The following is a 26,361-nucleotide window of genomic DNA, read 5'->3' on the forward strand; positions in this document are numbered from 1 at the left end:
TTTTTTTATCAGTATGTTCAAAACCCTGCCAATTCTGGCAGGGTTTCCCGCGTCTTTTGCCATTTTAAGACAATTGAACTTGTGCCATCGCGCTCTCGTTTATACAACCTTAAATATCATCTGTAATAATTTTTCTATTTTGTTATGGGCGACTGGGATCAAAATAATGAACGGGATAACATCATGACTAAAATAAAACTGGCACTGCTATTACCTCTTTTTCTGGCGGGTTGTACGATGAGCGACGGGGAATTAAGAAACGCTTACGCTCAGCATTATCAGCAACCTACCGCTTATGTAGATGCTTATAAACAGAAAATAGCCAGTATGGATATTCATGCGCTGGCCCAATATGCTGCCGCAGAAGATAAGAAAAAAATGCGTGGGCAGCCAAGACTGAAAATCGACGAATTCATTACCATTGAGAACGTGCAGGCGAAAGGAAATCGGGTAGTCTATGATTACTCACTGTCCGAAAGCTGGCTGGCGCTGTCCGCAGATAAACAGCGCGAGAAGCAGACCAATATGAATAAAGACCTGATCTACCGTACCTGCTCGCTGGAAACGGTACGTCTGGCGCAGGCAAAAGGGCTGGAAGAAGAGCATAACTATTACAGCCAGTACCCAGGCAAAGTTGCCTTTACTCTGAGAACCAGCGCGCAAATTTGTATGCAAAACGGTTTTACACAATAGCCGCAATCACAACGCCTGATGCGCTGCGCTTATCAGGCCTACGATTTGCACGCTACCGTAGGCCGGATAAAGCACCAGCACGCAGATTTGTCTGCAGAACGGTTTTACACAATAACCGCAATCCACTATGCCTGTTGCGCTGCGCTTATCAGGCCTACGATTTACATGCTGCCGTAGGCCGGATAAGGCGCCAGCGCGCAGATTTGTCTGCAGAACGGTTTTACACAATAGCCGCAATCACAACGCCTGATGCGCTGCGCTTATCAGGCCTACGATTTGCACGCTGCCGTAGGCCGGATAAGGCGCCAGCGCGCAGATTTGTCTGCAAAACGGTTTTACACAATAACCGCAATCCACTATGCCTGTTGCGCTGCGCTTATCAGGCCTACGATTTACATGCTGCCGTAGGCCGGATAAGGCGCCAGCGCGCAGATTTGTCTGCAAAACGGTTTTACACAATAACCGCAATCACTATGCCTGATGCGCTGCGCTTATCAGGCCTACGATTTACATGCTGCCGTAGGCCGGATAAGGCGCCAGCGCGCAGATTTGTCTGCAAAACGGTTTTACACAATAACCGCAATCCACTATGCCTGATGCGCTGCGCTTATCAGGCCTACGATTTGCACGCTGCCGTAGGCCGGATAAAGCACCAGCGCGCAGATTTGTCTGCAGAACGGTTTTACACAATAGCCGCAATCCACAATGCCTGATGCGCTGCGCTTATCAGGCCTACGATTTACACGCTGCCGTAGGCCGGATAAGGCGCCAGCGCGCAAATTTGTATGCAAAACGGTTTTACACAATAGCCGCAATCCACAATGCCTGATGCGCTGCGCTTATCAGGCCTACGATTTGCACGCTGCCGTAGGCCGGATAAGGCGCCAGCGCCGCATCCGGCTAAAACATCAGAATTTCCACGAAACGCTGCCGACAATACTGCGCTCGGCGCCGAAGTAGCAGTATGAGAGCGAGTTACAGGCCGCAACGTAGCGCTTGTCGGTCAGGTTGTTAACGTTCAACTGCGCGCTCAACCCTTTAATGCCGATATTCGTTAAGTCGTAACCAATCACCATATCCACCAGCGTGTAGGACGGCAGGGTGTGAGTATTCAGGCGATCGCTGGTAATACCGTTAACGTAGCGCACGCCTGAACCCAACGTCAGACCGTCCAGCGGACCGCTTTTCACATCGTAGCTCAGCCAGGTACTGGCCTGATTACGCGGGGCGTACACTGCGCGCTTGCCCTGCTCTTCCGGGCTGCTTTTCTTATAGCGAATGTCGGTATAGGTATACGCCGCCTGCAAACGGAAGCTATCCGTCAGTTGGCTAATTGCCTCCAGCTCCACCCCTTCAGATTCAATTTCCCCAATCGAGCGGTACGGATCGGTCGGCTCTTCTTTGGTGGCGATATTCGTCTGATTGATACGGAATACCGATGCGCTGAACTGGCTGTTGAGTCCTTCCGGCTCATATTTCAGCCCGGCTTCCCACTGCTTGCCTTTCATCGGATCCAGCAGATTGCCGTTCTCATCGGCAAAGCTGGTTGGCGTAAAGGCAGTAGAATAACTCACGTACGGCGCAAAGCCGTTATCGAATAAATAGAGCAACGCGGCGCGGGTGCTGAAGTTGTTTTTATCCAGATCGCTGCGAGTATTCTTGATCTTATCAATGTTAGAAACGCTGACCTGATCGTAACGACCACCGAGCGTAATACGCCAGCGATCCCATGACATCTGATCCTGCAAATAGTAACCCGTCTGGCGCAGCTTGTGTTTCTCACGCGCATACATGTCGATGTAATCAGGCTTCGCGCCGTACACTGGATTAAAAGCGTCAATCGGCGGGAAAGCGCCGTAGTAACCGGTAGTATTGTTGCTGCGATCCTGATAGTCGATCCCCACCAGCAGACGGTGGTTTACCTGCCAGGTATCAAAGCTGCCGTCGAGCTGGTTATCCAGCGTAATCGCCGACATTTTTTCATCGGAGCCGGAGTAACCGCGATTAAGCTCGGTTTCATTCAGCCAGCCCGCCGCATACACCTGATTCAGCTCAACGTCGGTATGCAGATAGCGCAGCTTTTGCCGCACCGACCAACCGCTATCAAACATATGCTCAATGTTGTAGCCCACCATGTTTTCACGGCGATCGTATTTGTCGTAATCATCCTCGCCTTCGTAAAAGGTGTTGGAGATCTTTTGCCCGTAATGCGGAACCACGGTGCCGTCATACGGCAGACCGGAGTGGCTACCGCCTTCCGGGTCACGGTGCAGATAGGCCATCAGATCCAGACGCGTCTGGTCGGTGATACGCCAAGTCAGGCTGGGCATCAGCGCGTAACGTTCTTCCTTCAATGGACCAAACTGCGAGTCCGCGTAACGCGTCATCCCGCTCAGTCGCGCCGCCACGCGATCGTTATCATCCAGTGCCCCGGTAACGTCAAACGCCGCGCCGCGCTGGTTATTGTTGCCAGCAAACAGCTTCACTTCGCCGCCCGCATCAAACGACGGCTTACGTGAGGTCAGCGCCACAATACCGCCCGGAGAGGAACGACCATACAGTACGGAAGCCGGGCCACGTACGACTTCGATATCTTCGAGGAACCACGGATCGACCACCAGCGAGCTGTGTGAGTTGGTGTCGCCCATCATCTTCAGACCATCGAGATAGACGTTATCCAGGCTACCGTCAGAAAAGCCACGTAGCACGATGTAGTCAAAGCGGTTGGAGGCGCCAATCTGATTGCTGTACACCCCCGGCGTATAGCTGACGGCCTGGCGCACGCTGGTTGCGCCCTGCTCTTCAAACTGCTCACGGGTAACGATCGATACCGACTGCGGCGTTTCAATATCCGGCGTGGCAAGCTTCGTGGCCCCGCTCTGCATCTGCGAGGTGACAACCACCGTATCGTTTTTTGTTGTTTCCTGCGCCAGCAGAGGAAAAGCCACGCTGCCGGTCACCCATCCCACCAGCAGCGCCAAGCGAGTCTTCGCGAACATGAATATCTCCAAAGGCATGTCTAATTGTAAGTGAGAATTATTACCTTTTTGCTGACGGAGATAGCTATGCCGAATGCCAGGTTGCCTATGCGCAGTGCCAAATTGTCAGGAAATCACGTGCGTAAAACGCAAATATGGATTAGCAAAGTTTGAGCAAATCGCCGGGCGAAAAGCCGTAACGGCGACGAAAAGCGGTAGAAAAGTTGGTGGCGTGCTGATAACCCGACATCCAGGCCGCCTGTTGTACGCTATATCCTTCCAGTAGATAGCCGCGCGCACGTTCCAGACGGCAATCGCGCAGGTAGTCGAATACCGAACAGCCATAGGCTGCGCGAAACTTACTGCGCAGGCTGCTGGGACTCATCGCCGCGCGTTGGGCCAGTTCATTAAGGGTGTAGTCATTTTCGGGACTCTGCTCCAGCAGTCGGCGAACGACCTCCAGCCGCTGCTGCTCCCCGCTCGCCGCAAGACGTTTACCGCTCTCGACCTGACACACGCTGAGGCCATGACCGAACAGTTGTAATATCAGCCCTTCCAGCATCAGCTGACGAGAAACATGGCTAATCGTGCTCTGCTGCGCGTACTGCAGTCCGCTGAGTAAAAACCCCGGCACCTGCCAGATAAGCGTTGGCGTCTGGCATCTTTCCCACTCACGCATCAACGATTCGAGCAACCCCGTGCGACACGCACCGTCGGGATACAAACCAAGCGATAATGTCCGCAGTTTACAATCAGCATGATGACGGGCACGCATCGTCTGGTGCTCACTCAAGCGTGAGCTAAACGCCATGCCGGAGCGCACCACGTGCTCCTGTCCGTTAAGCGTCAGGATCACGCAGCCTTCCAGTACCACCAGCATATACAGAGGGCTGTCGTGACGAGAGGTGGTTTCGTAGGGTTGCAATACCTGTACGTCGGAGTGCGTCACGCACATCCCACATGGGAGAGTCATCTCCTCAATTTCACCTTGCAGAACAGGGCTGCCAGACGGTAAATCCGGCCTTTGTGCCAACTGGGGAAAGCGGTAATCGATCCCGTAGCGCTCACCAAAATCCATAAACTCGCTGACGGAGAAAGTGCGAGCGACGCGTCCGGAGGCATTCAGGGCGGTGGTATTGTTCATGCTGTCTTCTGCACAGGAAATGGGATTAACGGTTTATAACTGAAGCAACATTACCATTACCTGCGCATCACGACAATAATAATGAGAACTATTATCAATATGGATAATTAGCAGAATAAACAGATTAATCCAGCCAGTTTAGATCTGTCGATGAGATACACGGCGCAGCCTCTTTTAACCAGCGATACAGCAGCTCAATATTTCTAAGCCGTGTTGAAGTCTTTGGCCAGACAAGGTAGTAGCCCTCGCCAGTCGCTACCGCATCTTTAAACGGTAACGCCAACATCCCTGCCTGAATGGCCGCCTGGCTTAACAGCAGGTCGGCAACGGACACGCCATGACCGCTCATCGCAGCAAGACTGCCCTGCTCCAGGGTGTCGAACACTTTGCCTCGCGCAAGATTCAACGCCGGAAACTTCCCGGTGCGTTGCAGCCACCGACGCCAGTCACGGCGATCCGCTGAGGGATGAATCAGTTCACACGCAGAAAGATCGCACTGCGCCTGCACCAGCAGTGCGGTTGAGCACACCGGGATAAGCCACTCCTGAAACAGCAACCGGCTGTCGGTATCGTCACCAAAATGGCCATTCCCTAACAGGATCGCACAGTCATACGGTTCACGACCGAAGGATACCGAATCGGTATCCATCCAGACGCTGGAAATTTCGACAACCGGGGTCGGATGCGCTTCACGGAAATGACGCAGCACGTCCAGAAGCCAACGCATCGTCAACGTAGACGGCGCTTTCAGCCGTAGCTCATGACTGCTGCTGCGAAAGGCATGACACGCGTGTTCCAGACTCTGAAACCCAGCCGTCAACTGCTGCGCCAGCCCTTGGCCAGAAGGCGTTATCTCGATACGCGGGCCGCTGCGGACAAATAGCTCACAACCAAACCATGCCTCCAGCGTGCGAATATGACGGCTTACCGCGCCCGGCGTCACGTTAAGTTGAATAGCGGCTTTACTGAACGATCCCAGACGGGCTGCGGCTTCAAAAGCCCTCAGGGCATACAACGGAGGTAGCGTCATTCTCAGCTTCTATGTTGAGTTTTACTCACAGTAGAGCGCAGTTTTATTCGTTTTTCAATGCGCCACGCAGGCGGAATACTGATGGAAAATATCATCAGGATAATCAGGTATGAATTTCACTTTACTGGCTGCCTATAGCCTCAGCGTAGTAACCCTGCTGTTAACTCCGGGTCCTGTCGTGGCGCTGATTACCACCACCGCGTCGCAGCACGGCTATCGCCGGGCCTTTCTCACGCTGATTGGCACTAACGGCGCTTCTTTAGTATTGATTGCTCTGGCTGCACTGATGTTAGCTGGTGTGGTTTCAATCTCTGCGATATGGCTTGGCGTACTGGGTCTTGTGGGATCGTTGTATATCGGTGTGATGGCGATTAACGGCCTGCGGGCCAGGGACTCAAACCCCGGACTGTGTGCGCCAAAACGCGATAACAGCGGGCTTATCCATGGATTTCTGACAGGGGTCGCTAACCCAAAGGACATTTTGTTTTTCGTAGCGTTTTTTCCCCAGTTCATTGCCATTACGCAAGATTTCACCACCAGCATTCTGACGCTAACGCTGGTGTGGGTTATTTTTGATGTTACGGTGCTGTCTTTTTACATCATAGTTTTCAAACGCTGGATGCCAGAGCGGTTTGCCAGACGCAGCGTTTTTATCTCCTCCCTGTTTCTACTCGCGGTGGCGGTGTTTGGCATTATTTATAATGTACACGCGCTACAAATGCTCTCACCCGCGATGTGATCCCCAACGAATTGTTCAGCCAGACATCTCATCTTGCACCGGGAGGAATAAAATAAGAACAAATCGACATTAACATTATTAATGGATTTATAAACCAGGATTCAGAAAATATAGACGATAACATTTTCCCGGCGTTCAACTGGCACCCTCACCCATGACAATGCATCAACGGCGACAGGTGCCATTTCATTTTCTAAGCGAAGTAGAGGTGTGTTGCCATCCGGCACAACCGTGCTTTCACCGATCTCAAGAACGCCCCGAAAAGAAATGGACACATTGTCTGGCGTATCCGACAACCTTATCCATTCGGTTGTAATCACTAACTTTCGAGTAAACATTCGCTGTCCTTTGCGTGTGGTATATATCCGATAATTTCACAGGTAGATCAATACACTCTTTGAACAAACAGAAATTTGTCCCCCATATCAGTTAAGCATTACTTAACAGAAAGAAAATTGAAGTAATAAAACTCATTCGAAATATGTTTCACAAATTCAACCGGCAGGTTATGTTTGATGAACGTTAACTTTGCAAACTCAGTATCGCCGTACACTCGAATACAGAAAGGTTTGACTATCTCGCCCTGCACGCCAAAGCACTCCTGAAGCCGGGTGTCATCCATAAAAATAAAGTCACCTTTTCTGACCTTAATACTTTCATGAAGGCCTTGCCACTTCTCCGGAGTGAGCAAAAAGCTCTCCCATCCATTATTTCTCAACACTTCAATCGTGTGAGTAAATTTAAAATAGTCGTTTTGCATTGTCACATCACCACTCGATGTGGCGTACAAATATTCTATTTTAAATTTAAGTTGTGCATTGAGGCTTTTTTTCTTCCCCTCATCAATTAACCACTGAAGCTCACTGACAATGCTCTTCGAAAAGATTTTTCTTTTTTTTGCAATAGCCAGCCAATGCATAATGAATAGATGCTCTGACATTTTAGAGTAGATTTTATGATCCCTTATTGCAATACCAATTGCGACTAACGCACTCCAGGTAAAGGCTTCAAGATCATCCTGATAATGATGTCGTAACGTACTAACTCTTCCAGAATCCCTTACCACTTAAACCTGCCCAAATAAATCATCATTGTTATTCCACGTCATTCTTGTATTACTCTATTAAAAAATTACTACAACTAAAATCGCCAAAATATGATCCAGATTAACTTATCCCTATGTAATAAACGTGCAAATATAATACATCATACTTATTAATCATTAATCCGGGGTAGCTCAACAATGACTAATAAGAATAATGCGATAAAGATAAAGGTTAATAATAATCACCAGTAATCAATATCACCTTCTGTGATGAGACCTGTAAACAGAAAAAGCAAACTACCGGGCATTCAGCAAGCCGGAAGTTTGCTTATTACAGACGAAGTTAATAGAAAATACCGATGATCAGGGTATGCGTTACAAAGCCCACAATCAACGGTACGGCGGTACGTTTAACCACATCAAATGGCGTTATTTTCGCCCCACTGGAAACGGCAATCACCACGCCGGAAACCGGTGAAATTGCCCGCCCCATATGTGATGCCTGCTGCATCGGCAGGATCATGGCAACAGCGTTAGCGCCCATACTTGCCGCGATTTGCGGGATCAGCTCAACGAAAGCAAGGAATGGCGCATTACCCGATCCCATAATAATTGCTGCCGCCAGTGTCACCAGCGCAAATACCACCGCCATAGCAAATGGAGGTAATCCCACGTGCTCCGCCATCAGGATTAATTGATCAATGGCACCAATAACTTTAATCCCGTGAGCAAAAACACCTGCCGCAACCAGTAGCCCAACCACCCCGGTAAAGGCGGTGCCCATGCCTTTAAGGAAATGGCTGAATCCTTCGCATACTGACTTTAAATCACGCACCCGCAGCCACTCAATCAACATGCAGACAGCCATCGAAATGAGCACAATGGTGATAATATTCAAGTTAATACCACTGACGAACATTTCCGATGATCCCACCGCCATCAGTATCGGAAGCATCGGGAGAAGCGCATAAAAAGCCGGGGCTTTTCCTGAATCAGTCACCTCAGCGCTACCGATTTCCCGTGGAAGCGTCCCCGCTTTACGGTCGCAATGCCGCTGCCAGAAGAAATGGCAGACGCCGACGACCAGCACGGTTGCCAGCGCTGCGGGTCCCTGGTGGTAAACAACGTATTCCACCACATCCATATTGACCGCTTTAGATCCCCTGATAGCATCGATGGCCGTCGGGGTATACGCCACACCAAGCGAGGTGGCAATAACCCCAGCAGCCGAGGCCGCAGAAAGCCCTAACCCCAGCATAATGGGGAACATCGTCCCCATCAGCAATACGGCAAGCCCGGTAGCGGATGGGATAGCCAACTGCAGGAGGCTGGCGAGCAGATAGGAGAAAAATAGAAGCACATAGGGCGAACGCAGCGCGCGCAAAGGTTTCGTCACGACCCGCACAACCGCTTCATTTGCCCCGATATGATCCATGTAATGCGCAAATCCCATAAGCGCCATAATCATCAGGCCGAGATCGGCAGCACGCGTACTAAAGAGATCGCGCATCACCTCGAAAGGATCGAGAAATGAAATCCCCGTACTGGCGACGCCCTTCGGTAATACAGAACCCCATCCGGTTAACGCCGTACAAATCATCAACACCAGGCCCGCAATGAACAGCACGGGTTCAGCGCGATAACCTTTCAGTATCAGACGCGCGACCACCACGATAACCAGTAGGGCAATTAACACCTGAATCATGACTGAGCTCTCCTCTGCGCGAACTCAGCAAAGGTTTCCTCAATGACCGCTACCACCACATCGCTGGCGGCTCGCAGTGAACGCACCGGTAGATATTCATAAATTGAATGAAAGTTATGAGCACCGGTAAAAATATTCGGGCAAGGCAGTCCTTTCTGCGATAGCACTGCGCCATCATACCCACCACGCATGGCGACAGGTTGCGGGGTAATGCCACACTTCTGATACGCGCGTAACGCAATATCAATCGGGTAGTGTGCATCGCCCTGCAAGCTATTGAACACATTGGCATAGCGATCGGTTAAATGACAGACCACGCTGTTTTCTCCCCACAGCGCGCAGGTGCTGACGGCAAGCTGGCGGATATATGCCATACGCGCCTTATACCCTTCTTCGGTAAAATCCCGGATATCCAGCTTAAGTACCGTACGGGCGCTGTTACCCTGAAGCTGTTTTACCCAGTAATACCCTTCGCGTCCTTCCGTATACTCAGGCGCCTCTCCTCCGGGCAGCATCGCAATAAACTTATGCGCCATCAGCAGAGAGTTCTTCAGCTTACCTTTGGCCGACATAGGGTGCGCGGACTGGCCGGTAAAGATGATTTCCGCATCACCCGCGTTCCAGTTCTCATAGACAAACTCTCCAATGCCGCAGCAGTCCAGGGTATAGCCAAAATCAGCGCCAAACGCAGCAACATCAAACGCTTTTGCTCCCCGTAATCCCTGCTCTTCATCAGGAACAAAACCGACCTTCACCGGCCCATGCTTAATCTCCGGATGCGCGACAAGGTACTCCAGAGCATTCATAATCGCGGCGATGGCGGCTTTATCATCAGCCCCTAGCAGACTGGTACCATCCGTCACCAGCAGGTCATCGCCGACATAATTTTTCAGTTCCGGAAATTCACTTTCACGCAGATAAATATTCAGCTCTTGATTCAGACACAAATCCCCACCGCTGTAGTGAAGACGTTGCGCATTTGTGTCCGCGGTCTGTTCCGCGCTGGTATCCAGATGACCAAAAAAGGAAACGACAGGGATCGTGTCATCGGTATTTCCAGGTAAGGTCGCGGTCACAATAGCGGTATCCCTGACCTCAATGTTTTCCATTCCTAATGCTTCAAGTTCTACTGCAAGTAGTTTTGCCAGTTCCATTTGACCAGGTGAAGAAGGCATTATCCCATTAGCACCATTTTCCCTTGAGGTCGTGGTATTGATTTTCGTGTAGTTAATAAAGCGTTCAACAATATCCATTCCAGGAGATCCTTTAATGTATCATTTACGAGGTACTGCAAGAGAAGACCTGCATACAGCGTGGGTTGAATAATCTGAGAACAAAATAAAATCAGCGCTCATCCCAGAACGCTGATTTTATGGGTGTTACGACAACGATTTATATAAAGGAAGATAAAAAAGGCCAGTAATTATACCAGTGATTAAAAACTCCATTTGATTGATAAAATCATATTCCCTGTCTGTTTTTACTACATTTTCCATGGTGTTAAGCTAACAGAAGTCATAAACGGCATTCGTATGCCTAAGGGATAATAAAAATCATTTAGATTCTTGCCCCCGACACCGACACAAGACATACCATCGCTATATTTTTTTAATGAACGAATGCTGTAACAGCAACATGCAACCGTTTGCACCTCTCTACAAATAGCCACTTAACGCACTAAAATCCGTGAACAAAATCACAATTACTTCAAAAGCGAGAATTGACATAACGCTTAAAAACAGACAGTTATAAGAAAAACTATATAATACCCCTACAAATAAAGATGAAATCACACTATTCATCATGAAATAGATTCATAGCGATACTATTTCAACATTACCGTATGGTTCACAGAACAAAATCTTTCGTCATCACTAATGCAAAACAACAAGAACAATAATATTAAATTATCTATTTATGACGATTATCAAAATTATACACAGGCAAAAAAAACCTCTCCCCTGAGAAGAGATTCAGGGCAGAGGTAATACGGGTGTTAAGGACATTTTTATAGTTTTGATGATAACAGAAGAGCTTCTTGCTGGATTGAGTATACACACTTCATGACGTTAAGAAAATTCTTAAAAAAAATTAAAAGAAAACACCATTAAAAATCCTTTTTATAATAAAGATATGTTTATCAAATAAAACAAAATTAGGATAGGGGAAAATTAAACATCACTAATCTATAGTATTACGCAACTGGGACTAACAACACATCATTACGGCCAATACCACTACTGACGATGTCTGAATGTTCAATAAATTTAATATATTCATACACCGTTCAGCTAACGAGAGTTAAAAAATTATAAAATAAGCTAAACGCAATTTTTCGTCATAGATCACATTTTCCCGACAGGACGATTCCCCTACTTGCCCATACTGGTATGATTCAGCAGGTAAATACCTATCAACTCAACCCGAGGCTTTGATGCTGGAGAATGTAATCATCAGATAATCAGCTTACCGACCTTTTCAGGCCGGACTGGTTATCAATGCGCCGAAATCGAATGCGGACACCGCTGTGTGTTTGCACGTTTTGCACATGATGATTAAACAGGTTTTCCAGTATGAATTTATCCCGTCAGGAACAACGTACCTTACACGTTCTCGCCAAAGGTGGCCGTATTGCTCACGTCCGCGATGCATCTGGTCGCGTCACTTCCGTCGAATGCTATAGCCGCGAAGGGTTACTGCTCTGCGACTGCACGCTCGACGTATTCAAAAAACTCAGAACGAAAAAACTGATCAAATCCGTTAATGGTCAGCCCTACCGCATCAATACCACCGGGCTGAACAACGTTCGCGCCCAACTGGATAATCGCTAAGGAGAGAGAGATGGATATCCCGAAGATTTTTACGATCAGCGAAAGCGCACATCGCATTCATAATCCGTTCACCGCGCAAAAATATGCGACGTTAGGTCAGGTTTTACGGATGCCCCCAGGAACCCGCATCCTGGATCTCGGCAGCGGCTCGGGCGAGATGTTGTGCACCTGGGCACGCGATCATGGAATTTCCGGCGTTGGTATCGATATGAGCCAGTTATTCAGTGAGCAAGCCACCCTGCGGGCAAGTGAATTGGGCGTCACTGAGCACGTGCGTTTTATTCATGCCGATGCAACAGGTTATATCGCCGAAGAAAAATTCGATATTGCCGCCTGCGTTGGTGCAACCTGGATTGCCGGCGGCGTTGCCGGAACGATCAAACAGCTGGAACAAAGTCTCAAACCAGGCGGGATCCTACTCATCGGCGAACCGTACTGGCGTCAGATGCCCGCAACGGAGGAGATCGCTATGGCTTGCGGCGCGACTTCAGTGGCTGATTTTCTTTCTCTGCCAGAACTTGTTTCGTCTTTCGACCTGCTCGGTTATGACGTGGTTGAAATGGTACTGGCTGACCAGGAGGGTTGGGACAGATACGAAGCGGCAAAATGGTTGACAATGCGCCGGTGGCTGGAGGCAAATCCGGACGATGAGTTTGCCGCCAAAGTCAGAGAGCAACTGAGAAGTTCACCAGTACGCCACGTTGCATTCACCCGGGAATATATCGGGTGGGGCGTGTTCGCACTCATGCAGAGGTAATAAATGCAGTCGGTATAGCCTGGCAGGTTATACCGACTTTTTCATCGCATCATCGCTTACTTCATTAATACTTCAACAAATTTAGCTAACCATTGCGGATGCGCGGGCCATGCTGGTGCCGTCACCAGATTGCCATCAACGTGGGCCTGATCAATGCCAATATCGGCATAATGTCCACCGCTCAGACGAACCTCGGGCGCACAGGCCGGATAAGCGCTACAGGTCCGGTTTTCTAACACCCCCGCCGCCGCTAACAGTTGGGGCCCATGACAAACTGCGGCGATAGGTTTACCGGCAGTGTTGAAATCTTGCACCAGCTTTATGACATCCGGATTCAGTCGAAGATATTCCGGAGCACGCCCGCCGGGGATCAACAGTGCGTCGTAATCCGCAGCCCGCGCCTCGGCAAAATTCGCATTTAACGTAAAACGATGCCCCGGCTTTTCACTGTATGTCTGCGCCCCATCAAAATCGTGAATGGCGGTTTGAACGTAGTCACCCTGACTTTTATCCGGACAGACGGCATCCACACGATGCCCAAGCATTTGCAAAGCCTGAAAAGGCACCATCGTTTCATAATCTTCGACATAATCTCCGACCAGCATCAGTATCTTCTTCATTCACTTCCCCCACTCACGTTTATTAATGATGAGAAATAACGGCCATCTTTACTATAGCCCACACGGTTCATGGCATTAATAAATACAACAGAACAATCGGCCAGATCACAATCCACGGCAAGGCCCGTCAGACGAGGCCTCAGAGCCAACGGCGTGACATATGTTCATGCAGATAAATATAAATTATATATAAATATATAGTTGAGAAATTTTAATAGTAGCCAGTTTCACTCATTATATAAAACTAAGAGATTGCAACGTATATCTCTTATGTTATATTTCGCGTGAAATTTACCCGAGTTCACTTTATTTATTATTCAATATTTAAAATACGTAGAATATTTATTATCTATTATTATTTTAATCACCTGATATCAGGTAAAAATACGCAAAGGTTAATCCTATGATGACAAGACGTTCATTCGTCAGACAAGGCCTGGTGACTTCAACGAGTATGCTACTCGCTGGTATGACGGGCTTCAGCTTTAGCCAATTTGCCCGCGCGACAGAGAACCGCCGCTGGCAAATGCCTGATGAAGGCGCACCGCATGCGGCAACCTGGATGGCGTTTGGTGCCAGTGCGGAGATCTGGGAGCCTCATCTGCTACCGGTGGTGCAGGAAAACCTGGCGTTAGTTGCCAAAACCATCGCCGCATTTGAACCCGTGAATATGTTAGTACGCGAAGAAGACAGCGAGCTCGCCGCGCGTCTGTGCGGGCCGTCAGTCAATCTTCTGGTTCACCCAATAGACGATCTGTGGATCCGCGACACCGGGCCGGTGTTTGTGAAAAGCGCCAGCGGCGCGCTCGGCGGAGTGGAATTTAATTTCAACGGCTGGGGCAATAAGCAAGAGCACGAACGAGATGCCGATGTGGCTGAATTTGTTACTGATTACATTCATGCCGAGTTTATTCGCTCGGCGCTAACACTGGAAGGTGGCGGTATTGAGGTAGATGGTGAAGGCACGGCGATTATTACCGAGAGCTGCGTGCTTAACTCCAACCGTAATCCTGGCGTCAGCAAAGCCAAATGCGAAGAAGAACTTAAGCGACTGCTAGGTCTGGAGAAAATCATCTGGTTGCCAGGTATTGCCGGCAAGGATATTACCGACGGCCATACAGATTTTTATGCCCGATTTACGCATCCGGGTACGGTGGTGGCGGGTCTTGAGCAGGATCCGTCATCCTTTGATTACGCGATCACCCGACGTCATCTGGACATATTACGGGCCGCCACGGATGCCAAAGGCCGACGCCTGGAGCTAGTCACGCTGGAAGGACCTTCTACCATCCGCCAGACTTATGCGAGCGATGATTTCGCCGCGGGGTATATCAATTTTTATCTGTGTAATGATGCGGTCATTGCACCGCAATTTGGCGATAAGCGCACCGATCGTAATACCCATACTATTTTGCAGGATCTGTTTGCCGATCGTGAAATTATTCAGTTGAATATCGACGGTATCGCTGCCGGTGGCGGCGGTATTCACTGCGCGACACAGCAGCAGCCTCGTTAATGATTAACAATTGAGTGTGTTGTGGGAAGGTGGGGAAACTCACTTTCCTGGCAATAAAAAAATGATTCCCTTAGAAAGATGCCTCCGTAGGTTAAATTTTAATAAACAAAGCACCCAATTAACATTTATGAAATAAATACCATTAAAAGATAACACTTTAATAGCTTTCATCGATCTTTCATGGTATTTATGATCTGCTAAACCTATCGATAAAATCTATCAAAAGATTTATATTGATCGTTATTATCGATCGTATATTCTGTCTTAAATAATGACTTCTGACGCAACTTTTATTATCAGTACAGCCACAAAGATTGTTCTCCCCTGCGTTGTGAAACACAGTGAAATTATCGAGGGTTACATTTAAAAAATCCATATAACATATTTTAGAATAGTTTTCAATTAGCGAAAACATCCAAAAATACACATTTCAAACCTCTAGTCTAACCTGTTTTAAGTAGATGACTTAAATCGAGAACGGTGATAACTCACTGAGAATTGCGAATGATGATATTGCTAAGAAAAACGGAAAGTATAAATTTCATTAATACATTTAGAGACTATTTTTGTGTCGGCATCGCGTTTTTTGCATTACAGCTGGTCGCAGGTCATCTCAGTAAGCAAGAGGATGTTGCGGGTATAACACTGCATTTTTACGATCTCACTTTACCTCTCATTTCTGCACTGCTGGTTTTATACCGGCAAAAGGCACTGCCAATTTTGGCTACCTTTTTCTTGTATGCGCTTTACTCTTACTCTTTATCTTCGGTATTCACACTAACGGCTCAGCTACTGGCTGCTCTCATTAGCCAGACACTCTACTTTTTCTCGACAGGCAAACGAGGCGCGGTTAGCTTTGGTCGTAGCCAGCTTACAACCCTGCGTATTGTCTGGCTCGTGTGTTGCAACGCCTTACTATTCATCTCAATTGATCACTGGTTCCAATCGAACACAGCCTCTGCACCGATCGCAAACCTTTTTACACTACAAACATTAATTAACTTACAGTGGCTGATGAACTCTTGCCTGACTGGCATCCCTTTTTGTTATCTGTTGCTTAGAAGCGTTCAAAATCCTGCATGGTGCATTCTATACATTAGACAAGTAAAGGCGCTGATAAAATCCGGCCCTCCTATTCTGTATCAAGTATTATGGCTGGTGCTGTTACTCTGCATTATGTCCGCTTTGATCGTCATCAGAGAAGATATTCTTATATTTACAGACTATTCATTACTGTGGTTACTTCCAGTAATGCTATGGGGAGTGATCTGCATTGGCCATGCTTTGATATCCCCTGTATGGGTAACAATGCTCATCCTGTTGGGATATTATATAAACAGCTATATTCCGCCTGCTAACTATGATAATTATTTACATAGTCTCGTGATTTCCTCCACGATAGTGTTTGTCTTTTCTCTTACGATTGTTGTTACCGGTGTACTTGTGGTTCATAACCGAAAATATCTCCGCCGCCTCAAACAACTTTTTAGATCAGAGCCTAACACTGGACTGCCTAACTTTCAGGCCCTGCAAATGGACATCCGTAAACACGCAACAGGGTGCTTGTGTTACATCCGTTGTACAGAGTTGAATACGCTGGAACAAACTCATGGAATAGAATTCCGTTTTGAATTTGTAAAAGCGCTAAGCGCATATGTACGTAAATTGATTAAGGGTACAGGTGATATTTATTACGCACCAGGTCATGGAATAATTCTTCGCCTTAATGCTGTCCCTGACATTTCTGATCTCTACAAGGACCTAAACTCTTTTCGCTTTATCTGGAAGGACTACCAATTAGGACTATCTTGTGGTGTGGCATATACCACCGAGAAACACCTGATTAAAAATTTATCACAAGCAATTAAGCATCTTAATACCCAAAGCTACATCTCGTTAATGCAGGGGCAACCGTTGTTACTCAGCCCGCAAGTGCCAGGTGATAAAATTGTCAGTCAGGCGGTCATTCGCCATATGTTGCAAAAAGCAATTGATAGAAAGTCGTTTGAGCTTATGGCTCAACCCATAGTATCAACGATGCTGGTTGTTCAGCCGATCGTTTCAACCACGGGACTGACACGTTATCACGAGATACTTATTCGGATAAAAATGGTTGATGGTAAGTTAATCTTTCCAGATACCATCCTCCCGGTTGCTCGCGAGGCAGGATTACTTCCTGCGCTGGATATCACTGTCATAGAGCAAACATTTCGTTTTATACAGTCACGGCAGAAATCTGACCCGAACAGTCATTTCTCCATTAATCTGACACCAGACTCACTTAATAAAATTGATTTTCTTGATAATGTTTTCACATTGTTTAGAAAATACTCAATAGCACCTGAACGTATAATTTTTGAAGTCATTGAGTCAGATATCATTGACAACGCAAATGTCACTGATGTTCTGAGAGCACTACGTAAAGCCGGTTCTAAAATTGCTATTGATGATTTTGGCACAGGAGCATCAAGCTATTCACGACTACGAACGTTAGGCGCAGATATTCTGAAAATTGATGGTTCCTTCATCCGTAACATACTGACCGATGAATTTAGTCGATGCGCTGTCAGATCCTTCTGCGAAGTAGCAAAACTCAAAAACATGGAAGTAGTCGCTGAGTTTGTTGAAAATGAGGAAATTGAAAAGATGCTAATTACGATGGGTATTGGTTGGTTACAGGGATACCATATAGGGAAACCCGTTCCTATTGAGTTGGCTGAATTATAATTCAGTAATTATAATAATAATGATATTCCTACATTGATTCACTTACCGGCTCCCGTGCCGGTTTTTTTATTCCCTTAACGAAAACTGCATATTAATTAAGCAAAACACCATGCAATTTAACGTCATAACATTATGTAGTTGCTACCAATCAGTCTACAGATATTGCCATACAGCCATGAGTTGTAGAGCCTCCCCCCTCCTAAAAATAAGGGTTTTTTTCAGAGATTTTTTGAAATTCATATGGAGATTAACACTCCCCCATATGGAGATATTGTATTGTGCAAAAAAAACGGCGAGAAGGACTTTCCTGCATGATAGGCTGGTTTAGCCTTAAAAACGCGGTATTTCCCCGAAATTAACTCCTGATGAGAAACTAACCAAGAAGCTTCAAATCGGGTGGCAACCTGAAGATTTTGGCTACCTTAGTCATAGAGTTCATAATCAATATTAGTGATCCCTGCGCTAGTCTGCATTTAGCATTACGGCTAATATCATTTGCGTCAATTATCATAGTCATTTGATGATATATCACACAGCAGATTTAACGGTAAAAATGATGGCACAACAAAATAATAATCTCGCACAGAACATTAACGATGATGAATTTTCCCCCATCACACAGGTAGAATTACAAGTTGTAGAGGAGATTAATGCTCCAGAGCAGACCGCATCCATTATTAGCTCTTTTGTAACCTCCTGCCAGGCTCGCGGCGATCAGCCATTAGGGCAATGGTTGGATGATGAATTTCGTAAATATCCACAGATCTGGAAAAACGAAGAAGAGTTACTAAACACTCGTCGGCAGATAATACGGTCTACGGAAGCCTTTAACCAGTCTCGCGGCTCATTACAGCAGCATATGGATAAAGGTCGTAGCCGTGCCTCCTGGTTGGCTGGCGAGATAGAAAAAAATGCAGCAGTTTCCGGTTCGGTACACGTAGGCCAATACGCCAGCCTTATCGATAGCGCCTTGGTAGACGCTAACGAAAATGCGCGCAAAACAATCACCACGCAGGCCGGGAATATCAACCAAAACCCCAATCTAGATGGTCTTGTTGCGGAACAGCATCACGTCGATACATTTAATATTGATGCAACCACCAAAGGCAGTCCGTATCGTGCACGGGTTGTTGGTTCACAGGAGCTAAACTCCGTTGATATTGAGATTGTTGACGGCAACGGCAATGTGGTCTGCAAATATCAGTCGAAATATGGTGCTGACTCAAACGCTACAAATACACAGCTCAATCGGGGCGACTATAACGATCAACAAGCGCTAGTTCCCGAGGGGCAAGGCGCAGATGTGGCCAACAGCACAGAGGTTATTGAAGCTGACGGAGTGTCTTCTAAGCCACTTTCTAAAGAGGAAGCAAAAGAATTACAGAAAAAAGCTCAACAAGATGCCGAAGCACGTCAGTACGACTGGAATGACACTAATCGTATTGATATTGCCAAGCAAATTGGTAAACAGGCTATGCTCGGTGCCTGTATTGCGGTGGGTATGCAGGGAGCCAGAATCCTTGCAAGGCGTGCCTGGAATCGCCTGAACGGTCGTGAAAATCCATCCACCAATGAAGACCTCAACGAGTTTTTCGAAAGCTCGCTGCGTACCGGTACGCAAACAGCTATACAGGTTGCTATTTCCGGAGCGGTCGTAGTCGCTGTCAAGAACGGCTTTCTTGGCGCAGCATTACGCAGTACTCCTGCGGGCCTAATTACCAATATCGTCTGCGTGGGCATACAGAATGCAAAGGTACTTTATAAATTGGGCAAAGGTGAACTGACTGGAGAGGAAGCGCTCGATGCCATCGGTAACACCACTATAACCACGACAATGGCAATTGCTGGTGCAACGGAGGGGGCCACGTTGGGTGCAGCGATTGGTACCGTATTAGGTCCAGTTGGTACCGCCGTTGGAGGGTTTGTTGGCGGTGTCGCAGGTGGTATAGCGGGTGGGCAAATTGGTGAAATCGTCTATAGCGCGGGCAAGGTTGTTGCCAAAACAGCTGCCAAGGTCATTGCCAGTGTTACTGAAAACGCGGGTCGTGCCATTAAGTCCTTTAGCCGGGGTATCAGTAACTTTGCCTCAAACCTTTTCTCATTCTGGTAAATACGGATGAATCTGCTCGAACTTAAGACCAAGATTAAATCCCATATCCTCGCTGGATATCCAGGGCTTTACATCCACTCCGGCGAAGAAAGCCGAGTTGATACTCTATTACAAGAAATAAGTACAGAACTGACACTGTATCCAAAAGAGTGGAATCTTGGATATGGCTGGGTTGATTTCCGTAACAAACAGCCTCGGAACACGCAGAGTCAGGCCACCGAACTTGCAGAAAGTTTACCTTCGCTGCTCGATGACGATTTGGACGGAAAACTCTTCATCATTAAAGATGCCCGCAGTGCACTGGAAAACCAGCCACTCGCCGTTGCACGGTTAAAGCAATTGCTCAACCGCATTCAGCGCCACCACCGGAGCAAAACTGTTGTCGTACTTGTTTCAGAAACTTTGCACATCCCAGTACAAATCGAGTCGCAAATCACCTTGCTCCCCCTGTCACTGCCCCAGGGTGAGGAAATTAACCAGCAGCTCAGCAGTTTTTGCCAGATGCTTGATCTGTTTGTCCCGGAAAATATGCATCAGCGCCTGCATACTGCGTGTTGCGGATTGAACCAGGAAGAGATCCGATCAGTATTAGCACTAGTTCGTCAACAGCATGAACAAATTAATGACGAGGCGTTGGCTCTTATCCAGCATGGGAAAGAGCAGATTATCGCAAAAAGCGGCGTGCTTGAGATGCTGCACGTAATCGAAAATGCAACTGACATCGGCGGTCTTGAGAACCTTAAAACCTGGCTCACTCGCCGCGCCCAGATTTTCCGCCGCCTGAGTGAAGCTCGCGATTCACGCGTACAGGCGCCTAAAGGTGTACTTATCGCCGGTATGCCCGGTTGTGGGAAGTCTCTTGCGGCCAAAGCAGCCTCCGGTTTATTCCAGTTGCCACTCCTACGTCTTGATATCGGCTCATTATTGGGTAAGTACGTCGGAGAAAGTGAACATAATATGCGTCGGGCGCTAACAATGGCAGAATCAATTAGCCCCTGTATTTTGTGGATCGACGAACTGGAAAAAGCCTTTGTCGGCATGAACAGTGGCAGTGGTTCGGAGGTTTCCTCACGACTTTTCGGCTATTTTCTTACCTGGATGCAAGAAAAAACCGGTGCGGTATTTGTCATTGCCACTGCTAACAATATTACCGTGCTCCCTCCAGAGTTGCTGCGTAAAGGGCGATTCGATGAGGTGTTTTACGTCGGATTCCCCAACGGCGTAGAGCGAGCAGCTATTCTGGACATCCATCTGAAAGGTGAGTCGCTTGAACTGACCCAGAATGAACGCAATAAGCTGGTAACACAGTGCCGTGATTATGCAGGTGCAGATATTCAGAATGCTATCAACGAAGCTAGAGAAATAGCATTCCTTGAAAACCGCCAGTTGGAGCTGAAAGATCTGGAAGCAGCTATCCAGCTTACAGTTCCGTTACGTGAGACCCTGCGTGAACAGGTTGCCCAATACGAAGAGCTGTTTGAGAAACTCAAGCTCAAACCAGCTTCCACCAGCGATGGTCTTAGCGTAGCGCAGATGATTCAGATGGCGGATAGTGCAAACTCGTTGCGCCGCGCAGAGGTCGCTAATAGCGAAGATTGTCCGGATGATTTACTGGAAAAACTGGCGGCAGATGCAGACCTGAACGTACGCAAAGCAGTATATCGTAACCCGAACTGTCCTGAGCAGGTACTCACCCAACGTATTAACATTGTTAATGACCAGCCTGAGTTTGAAATCGATCTTTTACATCTGGCCTGTATGCATGCAAATGCACCGCATGATCTGATGGCAACACAATTCGAACGGCTTCAGCTCACTATTCAACATAGACTCCAGCTCGCCAGCAACAGCACAGATAGTACATTGCTTCAACATTGAATCGCCACGGGTTTAACAGACACCTCAGAGTCATTTAAGATGGCTTAAAGAGAGGTGCCCATGAGCGGTAAGCGTTATCCCGAAGAGTTTAAAACTGAAGCAGTCAAACAGGTTGTTGATCGCGGTTATTCTGTTGCCAGCGTGGCAACACGTCTCGATATCACCACCCACAGCCTTTACGCCTGGATAAAGAAGTACGGTCCGGATTCTTCCACTAATAAAGAACAGTCAGATGCTCAGGCCGAGATCCGTCGTCTCCAGAAAGAGCTGAAGCGGGTTACCGACGAACGGGACATATTAAAAAAAGCCGCGGCGTACTTCGCAAAGCTGTCCGACTGAGGTACGCCTTTATCCGTGACAACACCTGTTGCTGGCCTGTTCGCCTGCTCTGTCGGGTGCTGGATGTTCATCCCAGTGGTTTTTACGCCTGGCTTCAGCAGCCGCATTCTCAACGCCATCAGGCAGACCTGAGACTGACAGGACAGATTAAACAGTTCTGGCTGGAATCGGGATGCGTCTATGGTTATCGCAAAATCCATCTGGATCTGCGGGACAGCGGGCAACAGTGCGGAGTGAACAGAGTCTGGCGACTGATGAAACGTGTCGGGATAAAGGCTCAGGTCGGATACCGGAGCCCGCGGGCACGTAAAGGCGAGGCCAGTATCGTGTCGCCCAACAGGCTCCAGCGACAGTTCAATCCGGATGCTCCTGATGAGCGTTGGGTAACAGACATAACCTACATCAGGACCCACGAAGGCTGGCTGTATCTTGCTGTGGTTGTTGATCTGTTCTCACGCAAAATTATCGGCTGGTCCATGCAATCCCGGATGACAAAGGACATTGTCCTGAACGCACTGCTGATGGCTGTATGGCGGCGTAATCCCCAAAAACAGGTGCTGGTTCATTCGGATCAGGGCAGTCAGTACACAAGCCATGAGTGGCAGTCTTTCCTGAAATCACACGGCCTGGAGGGCAGCATGAGCCGTCGCGGTAACTGCCATGATAATGCGGTTGCAGAAAGCTTTTTCCAGTTGTTGAAACGCGAACGGATAAAGAAAAAGATCTACGGAACGCGGGAAGAAGCCCGCAGTGATATTTTTGATTACATCGAAATGTTTTATAACAGTAAGCGTCGGCATGGTTCTAGCGATCAGATGTCACCGACAGAATATGAAAACCAGTATTATCAACGGCTCGGAAGTGTCTAGATTATCTGTGGCGATTCAGACTTCGAAAATGTTCAGAACTATCTAAGATGCAATGCCCACGAACTTTGGGCGTACCGACGCTACCTTTCAGAGGAATCACCTTTTGCCACTCACCATGGTGTAAAAGGCGCACAATTCGAGCGTGTATTGGTTGTTATTGATGATGAAGAGGCTCGCTTCAGCCAATATTCGTATGGGAAATATTTTCAGTACATTCCCATATCCGACAATGATCTAGCCAATCTTGAAGAGGGTAAAGAGTCAGTACTCGACCGCACTCGTCGCCTTTTTTATGTATGTTGCTCTCGTGCACTGAAAGACTTGGCTGTTGTCATCTTTGTTCCCGATGTTGCCGTAGCTCAATCGGCAATCGTTGGGCAAAATTTATTCCCAGCGTCGGTAATTTTAGGAGCGCACGATCTGGATTAGCATAAATTTTATACGGACAGTAATTGACGAAAAGTACTACGCTCATGGTCGGTTTCAGCACTAACTTTGTTAATAAGACACCTGCATTCTAAGATTTTTCAGACATATATCATTTTCCTGAACGCAACATCATTACGGCGAATCCATAAAGGTTCGCCGTTTTTGTTTTCATTATCCCAGGAGATGTCATGAGAAATCAGGAAGGTATGCATTCGTTGCAGAGCTCACTCACAGGCTTACCAGAATGGGTATCAGAACGAGTCATGCAAAAAATTCATCAACTAACAAACTACGAACCAGTGATCGGCATTATGGGCAAAACCGGTGCCGGAAAATCGTCGCTGTGCAATGCCTTGTTCACCGGAGAAGTCTCACCGGTCAGCGACGTAGCGGCCTGCACCCGTAATCCGCTGCGTTTTCGCCTGCAGGTGGGAGAGCACTATATGACATTGGTGGACCTGCCCGGTGTGGGGGAAAGTAGTTCACGCGATGCTGAATACACTGCACTTTACCGTCAGCAACTTCCCCGACTTGACCTGGTATTGTGGCTGATCAAGGCCGATGATCGGGCGCTGGCGGTGGATGAGCATTTTTATCATCAGGTAATTGGTGAATCATACCGGCATAAGGTGCTATTTGTTATTAGCCAGTCGGACAAGGTTGAACCCACCTGCGGTGGTGAAAAGCTGTCTACAGAGCAGAAACAAAATATCGGCCGCAAAATCTGTCTGCTGCATGAGCTGTTCCAACCTGTACATCCGGTATGTGCCATTTCAATTCGGGCTAAGTGGGGACTGCGGGTGATGGCCGAGCGGATGATTAAGTGCCTGCCGCGTGAGGCCAGCAGCCCGGTGGTGTCGCAACTGAAGCCCTCCTTTCGCACACCGACAGTCCAGAAAAAAGCGCGTGACGATTTTGGTGAAACGGTCGGCACGGCGCTGGATGCGGTAAGTGCCCTGCCGTTGATACCGGCTCCGGTGCGGGCAGTCATACGCGCAGTGCGCGATACCGTGGTGTCGGTTGCCCGTACCGTCTGGAACTTCTTCTTCTGAATATTTAATCCTGCCAGTAGTTTTCCGAGCCCTGTCGCCTTCATGCGACAGGGCTCTCTTTTATTTGTTTTCCCGTTATGAGGAGTCTGCTTATGACCCGTCTGGCTTCGCGCTTTGGCGCTGCAAATCTTATCCGTCGTGACCGTCCGTTAACCCGCGAAGAGCTGTTTCGTGTGGTGCCCAGCGTATTCAGCGAGGAAAAACACGAATCCCGCAGTGAACGTTATACCTATATTCCGACTATTTCCCTGCTCGACAGTCTGCAGCGGGAGGGCTTCCAGCCGTTCTTTGCCTGTCAGACCCGTGTCCGTGACCCGGGTCGTCGGGAACACACAAAGCACATGTTGCGTCTGCGGCGTGAGGGGCAGATCACCGGTAAACAGGTCCCGGAAATCATTCTGCTTAATTCACATGACGGCACAAGTTCGTATCAGATGCTTCCGGGATTATTTCGTGCGGTTTGTCAGAACGGCCTTGTCTGCGGTGAATCGTTTGGCGAGGTGCGGGTGCCGCACAAAGGGGATGTGGTGAGTCAGGTAATAGAAGGGGCGTATGAGGTACTGGGGATTTTTGACCGTGTGGAAGAAAAGCGGGATGCCATGCAATCGCTGCTATTACCACCACCTGCGCAGCAGGCACTGGCAAAAGCCGCACTGACGTATCGCTTTGGTGAGGACCACCAGCCTGTTACTGAATCGCAGATACTTTCCCCGCGTCGCTGGCAAGATGAGAGCAATGACCTGTGGACCACTTATCAGCGTGTGCAGGAAAACCTGATTAAAGGCGGGCTTAGTGGCCGTAATGCCAAAGGCGGACGGTCGCATACCCGTGCTGTGCGTGGCATTGACGGGGACGTGAAGCTCAACCGTGCACTGTGGGTGATGGCAGAAATGCTGCTCACGCAGCTGCAGTAGCTACTTTATGTTACCGCGTTGTTAATATCGGACATCACCTGTCCGCATTGCGACGTGCTGGTGGTCTTCACTCCCCCGGGGATGGTCTGTAACCCCCGCCACAACTGACATTTGCAGAAATGAAAAATAGTTACTGTGGTGTCCATACCCTGACCGCCTCCCTCTTTAAAGTAATCACATCATTTTCAGTTAGTTAACTTCCACGGAGAACCTCTCATGACACAGGCAGAACGCCGCCATGATCGGCTGGCTGTCAGGCTGTCACTGATCATCAGTCGCCTGGTGGCGGGGGAAACACTGAGCGTGCGCAAACTGGCCGTTGAATTTGGCGTGTCGGTGCGCACGCTGCGGCGGGATTTTCGTGAGCGTCTGATGTACCTGGACCTTGAGTATCAGTCTGGCTACTGCCGCCTGCGCACTGCTGGCAGTGAGATGCAGATGGTGCCGGATGTACTTATCTTTGCCCACCGCAGCGGGCTGGCCGGGCTTTTTCCGGGTTTTGACCGCCGACTGGTGAATGCATTGTTGATGTGTGATGAAGCACCCTGCGTTATACCGCCTGCCAGTCCGGCGTTCTCACCGTCAGAGCCTCTGTCATTCTGGCGACTGGTTCAGGCAATTACTGACCGCAGAAAAGTCACGCTGCTTGCTGACGGGCAGCGCTGCGAGCGACTGGCTCCGTGCCGGTTACTCATCCACCAGCAGACCTGGTATCTGATTGCCGAGCATAACGGACATATTGCCGTATTCACGCTGGATGAAATTCATCTGGTTCAGCCCCTGCAGGAGTCTTTCCGGCGTAACGACAGTTTATGTCGTCTGGCTGAAGACCCGGTGTTCATTCAGGCCTTACCCCATTTTCGATTTATTCAGCAGTCACTGCTTGCGTTTGTTCCGGCTGATAACAGGCCGGAATAGCGCAGCTTTTTATCCACCTGGTAGCAAAGAGGAGCCCGATGCTGTTATCGCCAGTATCGTCAAAAAT

General features: G+C 48.4%; 21 protein-coding genes. 13 read left to right on the forward strand and 8 right to left on the reverse strand.

All coding sequences use genetic code 11. The features are described from left to right. The first annotated feature begins 144 nt into the window (after window positions 1-144). Window positions 145-693, forward strand: a complete 549-nt coding sequence (locus IB222_RS18045; protein ID WP_126319128.1) for a hypothetical protein — start codon at window positions 145-147, stop codon at window positions 691-693. Between the two features lie 908 nt (window positions 694-1,601). Here IB222_RS18045 and foxA read toward each other — a convergent pair. From foxA to IB222_RS18060, 3 genes are all read right to left on the reverse strand, one after another. Continuing rightward, complete coding sequence (gene foxA / locus IB222_RS18050; RefSeq protein ID WP_122973923.1) at window positions 1,602-3,710, reverse strand: ferrioxamine B receptor FoxA; 2,109 nt, start codon at window positions 3,708-3,710, stop codon at window positions 1,602-1,604. Window positions 3,711-3,831: 121 nt separating this feature from the next. Next, the gene (locus IB222_RS18055; protein WP_071444609.1) at window positions 3,832-4,815 is read right to left on the reverse strand and encodes a helix-turn-helix transcriptional regulator; all 984 of its coding nucleotides are present in this window, start codon (window positions 4,813-4,815) and stop codon (window positions 3,832-3,834) included. A gap of 124 nt (window positions 4,816-4,939) precedes the next feature. Continuing rightward, window positions 4,940-5,845, reverse strand: coding sequence for a LysR substrate-binding domain-containing protein (locus tag IB222_RS18060; protein ID WP_149384031.1), 906 nt, complete (start codon window positions 5,843-5,845; stop codon window positions 4,940-4,942). 109 nt (window positions 5,846-5,954) lie between these two features. Here IB222_RS18060 and IB222_RS18065 point away from each other — a divergent pair, with 109 nt between their 5' ends. After that, a complete protein-coding gene (locus IB222_RS18065) occupies window positions 5,955-6,584 on the forward strand; it encodes a LysE family translocator (protein ID WP_063941265.1) in 630 nt (209 codons plus the stop codon). A 101-nt stretch (window positions 6,585-6,685) separates the two neighbouring features. Here the strand turns inward: IB222_RS18065 and IB222_RS18070 are convergent, their stop codons facing one another. The 4 genes from IB222_RS18070 to pepT all read right to left on the reverse strand — a co-directional run bounded on the left by IB222_RS18070 (window position 6,686) and on the right by pepT (window position 10,587). Continuing rightward, window positions 6,686-6,922 carry a hypothetical protein gene (locus IB222_RS18070; RefSeq protein WP_003830891.1) on the reverse strand — a complete coding sequence of 79 codons (237 nt, stop codon included), beginning with the start codon at window positions 6,920-6,922 and terminating at the stop codon, window positions 6,686-6,688. Between the two features lie 98 nt (window positions 6,923-7,020). After that, on the reverse strand, window positions 7,021-7,650 hold the full coding sequence (locus IB222_RS18075) for a DUF2913 family protein (protein WP_149384030.1): 630 nt from the start codon (window positions 7,648-7,650) through the stop codon (window positions 7,021-7,023). 322 nt (window positions 7,651-7,972) lie between these two features. Next, on the reverse strand, window positions 7,973-9,334 hold the full coding sequence (gene dcuC / locus IB222_RS18080) for a C4-dicarboxylate transporter DcuC (RefSeq protein WP_003830889.1): 1,362 nt from the start codon (window positions 9,332-9,334) through the stop codon (window positions 7,973-7,975). Then, window positions 9,331-10,587, reverse strand: a complete 1,257-nt coding sequence (gene pepT, locus IB222_RS18085; RefSeq protein ID WP_008783847.1) for a peptidase T — start codon at window positions 10,585-10,587, stop codon at window positions 9,331-9,333. Before pepT ends, dcuC begins: the two co-directional genes overlap by 4 nt. A gap of 1,320 nt (window positions 10,588-11,907) precedes the next feature. Here pepT and IB222_RS18090 point away from each other — a divergent pair. Continuing rightward, window positions 11,908-12,165, forward strand: coding sequence for a YjhX family toxin (locus IB222_RS18090; RefSeq protein ID WP_003021255.1), 258 nt, complete (start codon window positions 11,908-11,910; stop codon window positions 12,163-12,165). Between the two features lie 10 nt (window positions 12,166-12,175). Next, window positions 12,176-12,922, forward strand: coding sequence for a class I SAM-dependent methyltransferase (locus tag IB222_RS18095; RefSeq protein ID WP_149384029.1), 747 nt, complete (start codon window positions 12,176-12,178; stop codon window positions 12,920-12,922). Between the two features lie 56 nt (window positions 12,923-12,978). Here the strand turns inward: IB222_RS18095 and IB222_RS18100 are convergent, their stop codons facing one another. Then, window positions 12,979-13,542 (reverse strand): DJ-1/PfpI family protein, encoded by a 564-nt coding sequence (locus tag IB222_RS18100; RefSeq protein ID WP_003830885.1) that lies wholly within the window; start codon window positions 13,540-13,542, stop codon window positions 12,979-12,981. Window positions 13,543-13,945: 403 nt separating this feature from the next. Here IB222_RS18100 and IB222_RS18105 point away from each other — a divergent pair, with 403 nt between their 5' ends. The 9 genes from IB222_RS18105 to IB222_RS18145 all read left to right on the forward strand — a co-directional run bounded on the left by IB222_RS18105 (window position 13,946) and on the right by IB222_RS18145 (window position 26,294). Continuing rightward, window positions 13,946-15,058: an agmatine deiminase family protein gene (locus tag IB222_RS18105; RefSeq protein WP_148362383.1), complete on the forward strand. Its 1,113-nt coding sequence runs from the start codon at window positions 13,946-13,948 to the stop codon at window positions 15,056-15,058. Between the two features lie 504 nt (window positions 15,059-15,562). Continuing rightward, the gene (locus IB222_RS18110; RefSeq protein WP_149384028.1) at window positions 15,563-17,785 is read left to right on the forward strand and encodes an EAL domain-containing protein; all 2,223 of its coding nucleotides are present in this window, start codon (window positions 15,563-15,565) and stop codon (window positions 17,783-17,785) included. A gap of 553 nt (window positions 17,786-18,338) precedes the next feature. Next, window positions 18,339-19,895, forward strand: coding sequence for a hypothetical protein (locus IB222_RS18115; RefSeq protein ID WP_149384027.1), 1,557 nt, complete (start codon window positions 18,339-18,341; stop codon window positions 19,893-19,895). 6 nt (window positions 19,896-19,901) lie between these two features. Continuing rightward, complete coding sequence (locus tag IB222_RS18120; protein WP_223240934.1) at window positions 19,902-21,773, forward strand: AAA family ATPase; 1,872 nt, start codon at window positions 19,902-19,904, stop codon at window positions 21,771-21,773. 60 nt (window positions 21,774-21,833) lie between these two features. Continuing rightward, window positions 21,834-22,981 (forward strand): IS3 family transposase gene (locus IB222_RS18125; protein WP_113772681.1). Its coding sequence is split into 2 segments (ribosomal slippage): window positions 21,834-22,071 and window positions 22,071-22,981, totalling 1,149 coding nucleotides; the frame shifts between segments, so codons are not numbered across the junction. Between the two features lie 147 nt (window positions 22,982-23,128). After that, window positions 23,129-23,410, forward strand: coding sequence for a hypothetical protein (locus tag IB222_RS18130; protein WP_223240946.1), 282 nt, complete (start codon window positions 23,129-23,131; stop codon window positions 23,408-23,410). A 188-nt stretch (window positions 23,411-23,598) separates the two neighbouring features. Continuing rightward, complete coding sequence (locus IB222_RS18135) at window positions 23,599-24,462, forward strand: GTPase family protein (protein ID WP_149385179.1); 864 nt, start codon at window positions 23,599-23,601, stop codon at window positions 24,460-24,462. A gap of 92 nt (window positions 24,463-24,554) precedes the next feature. Beyond that, window positions 24,555-25,376, forward strand: a complete 822-nt coding sequence (locus IB222_RS18140; protein WP_149385178.1) for a DUF932 domain-containing protein — start codon at window positions 24,555-24,557, stop codon at window positions 25,374-25,376. A 216-nt stretch (window positions 25,377-25,592) separates the two neighbouring features. Next, window positions 25,593-26,294 (forward strand): WYL domain-containing protein, encoded by a 702-nt coding sequence (locus IB222_RS18145; RefSeq protein ID WP_149385177.1) that lies wholly within the window; start codon window positions 25,593-25,595, stop codon window positions 26,292-26,294. Window positions 26,295-26,361: the final 67 nt, after the last annotated feature.

Source organism: Citrobacter sp. C13 (genome assembly GCF_014596815.2).
GTDB classification, from domain to species: Bacteria; Pseudomonadota; Gammaproteobacteria; order Enterobacterales; family Enterobacteriaceae; genus Citrobacter; species Citrobacter portucalensis.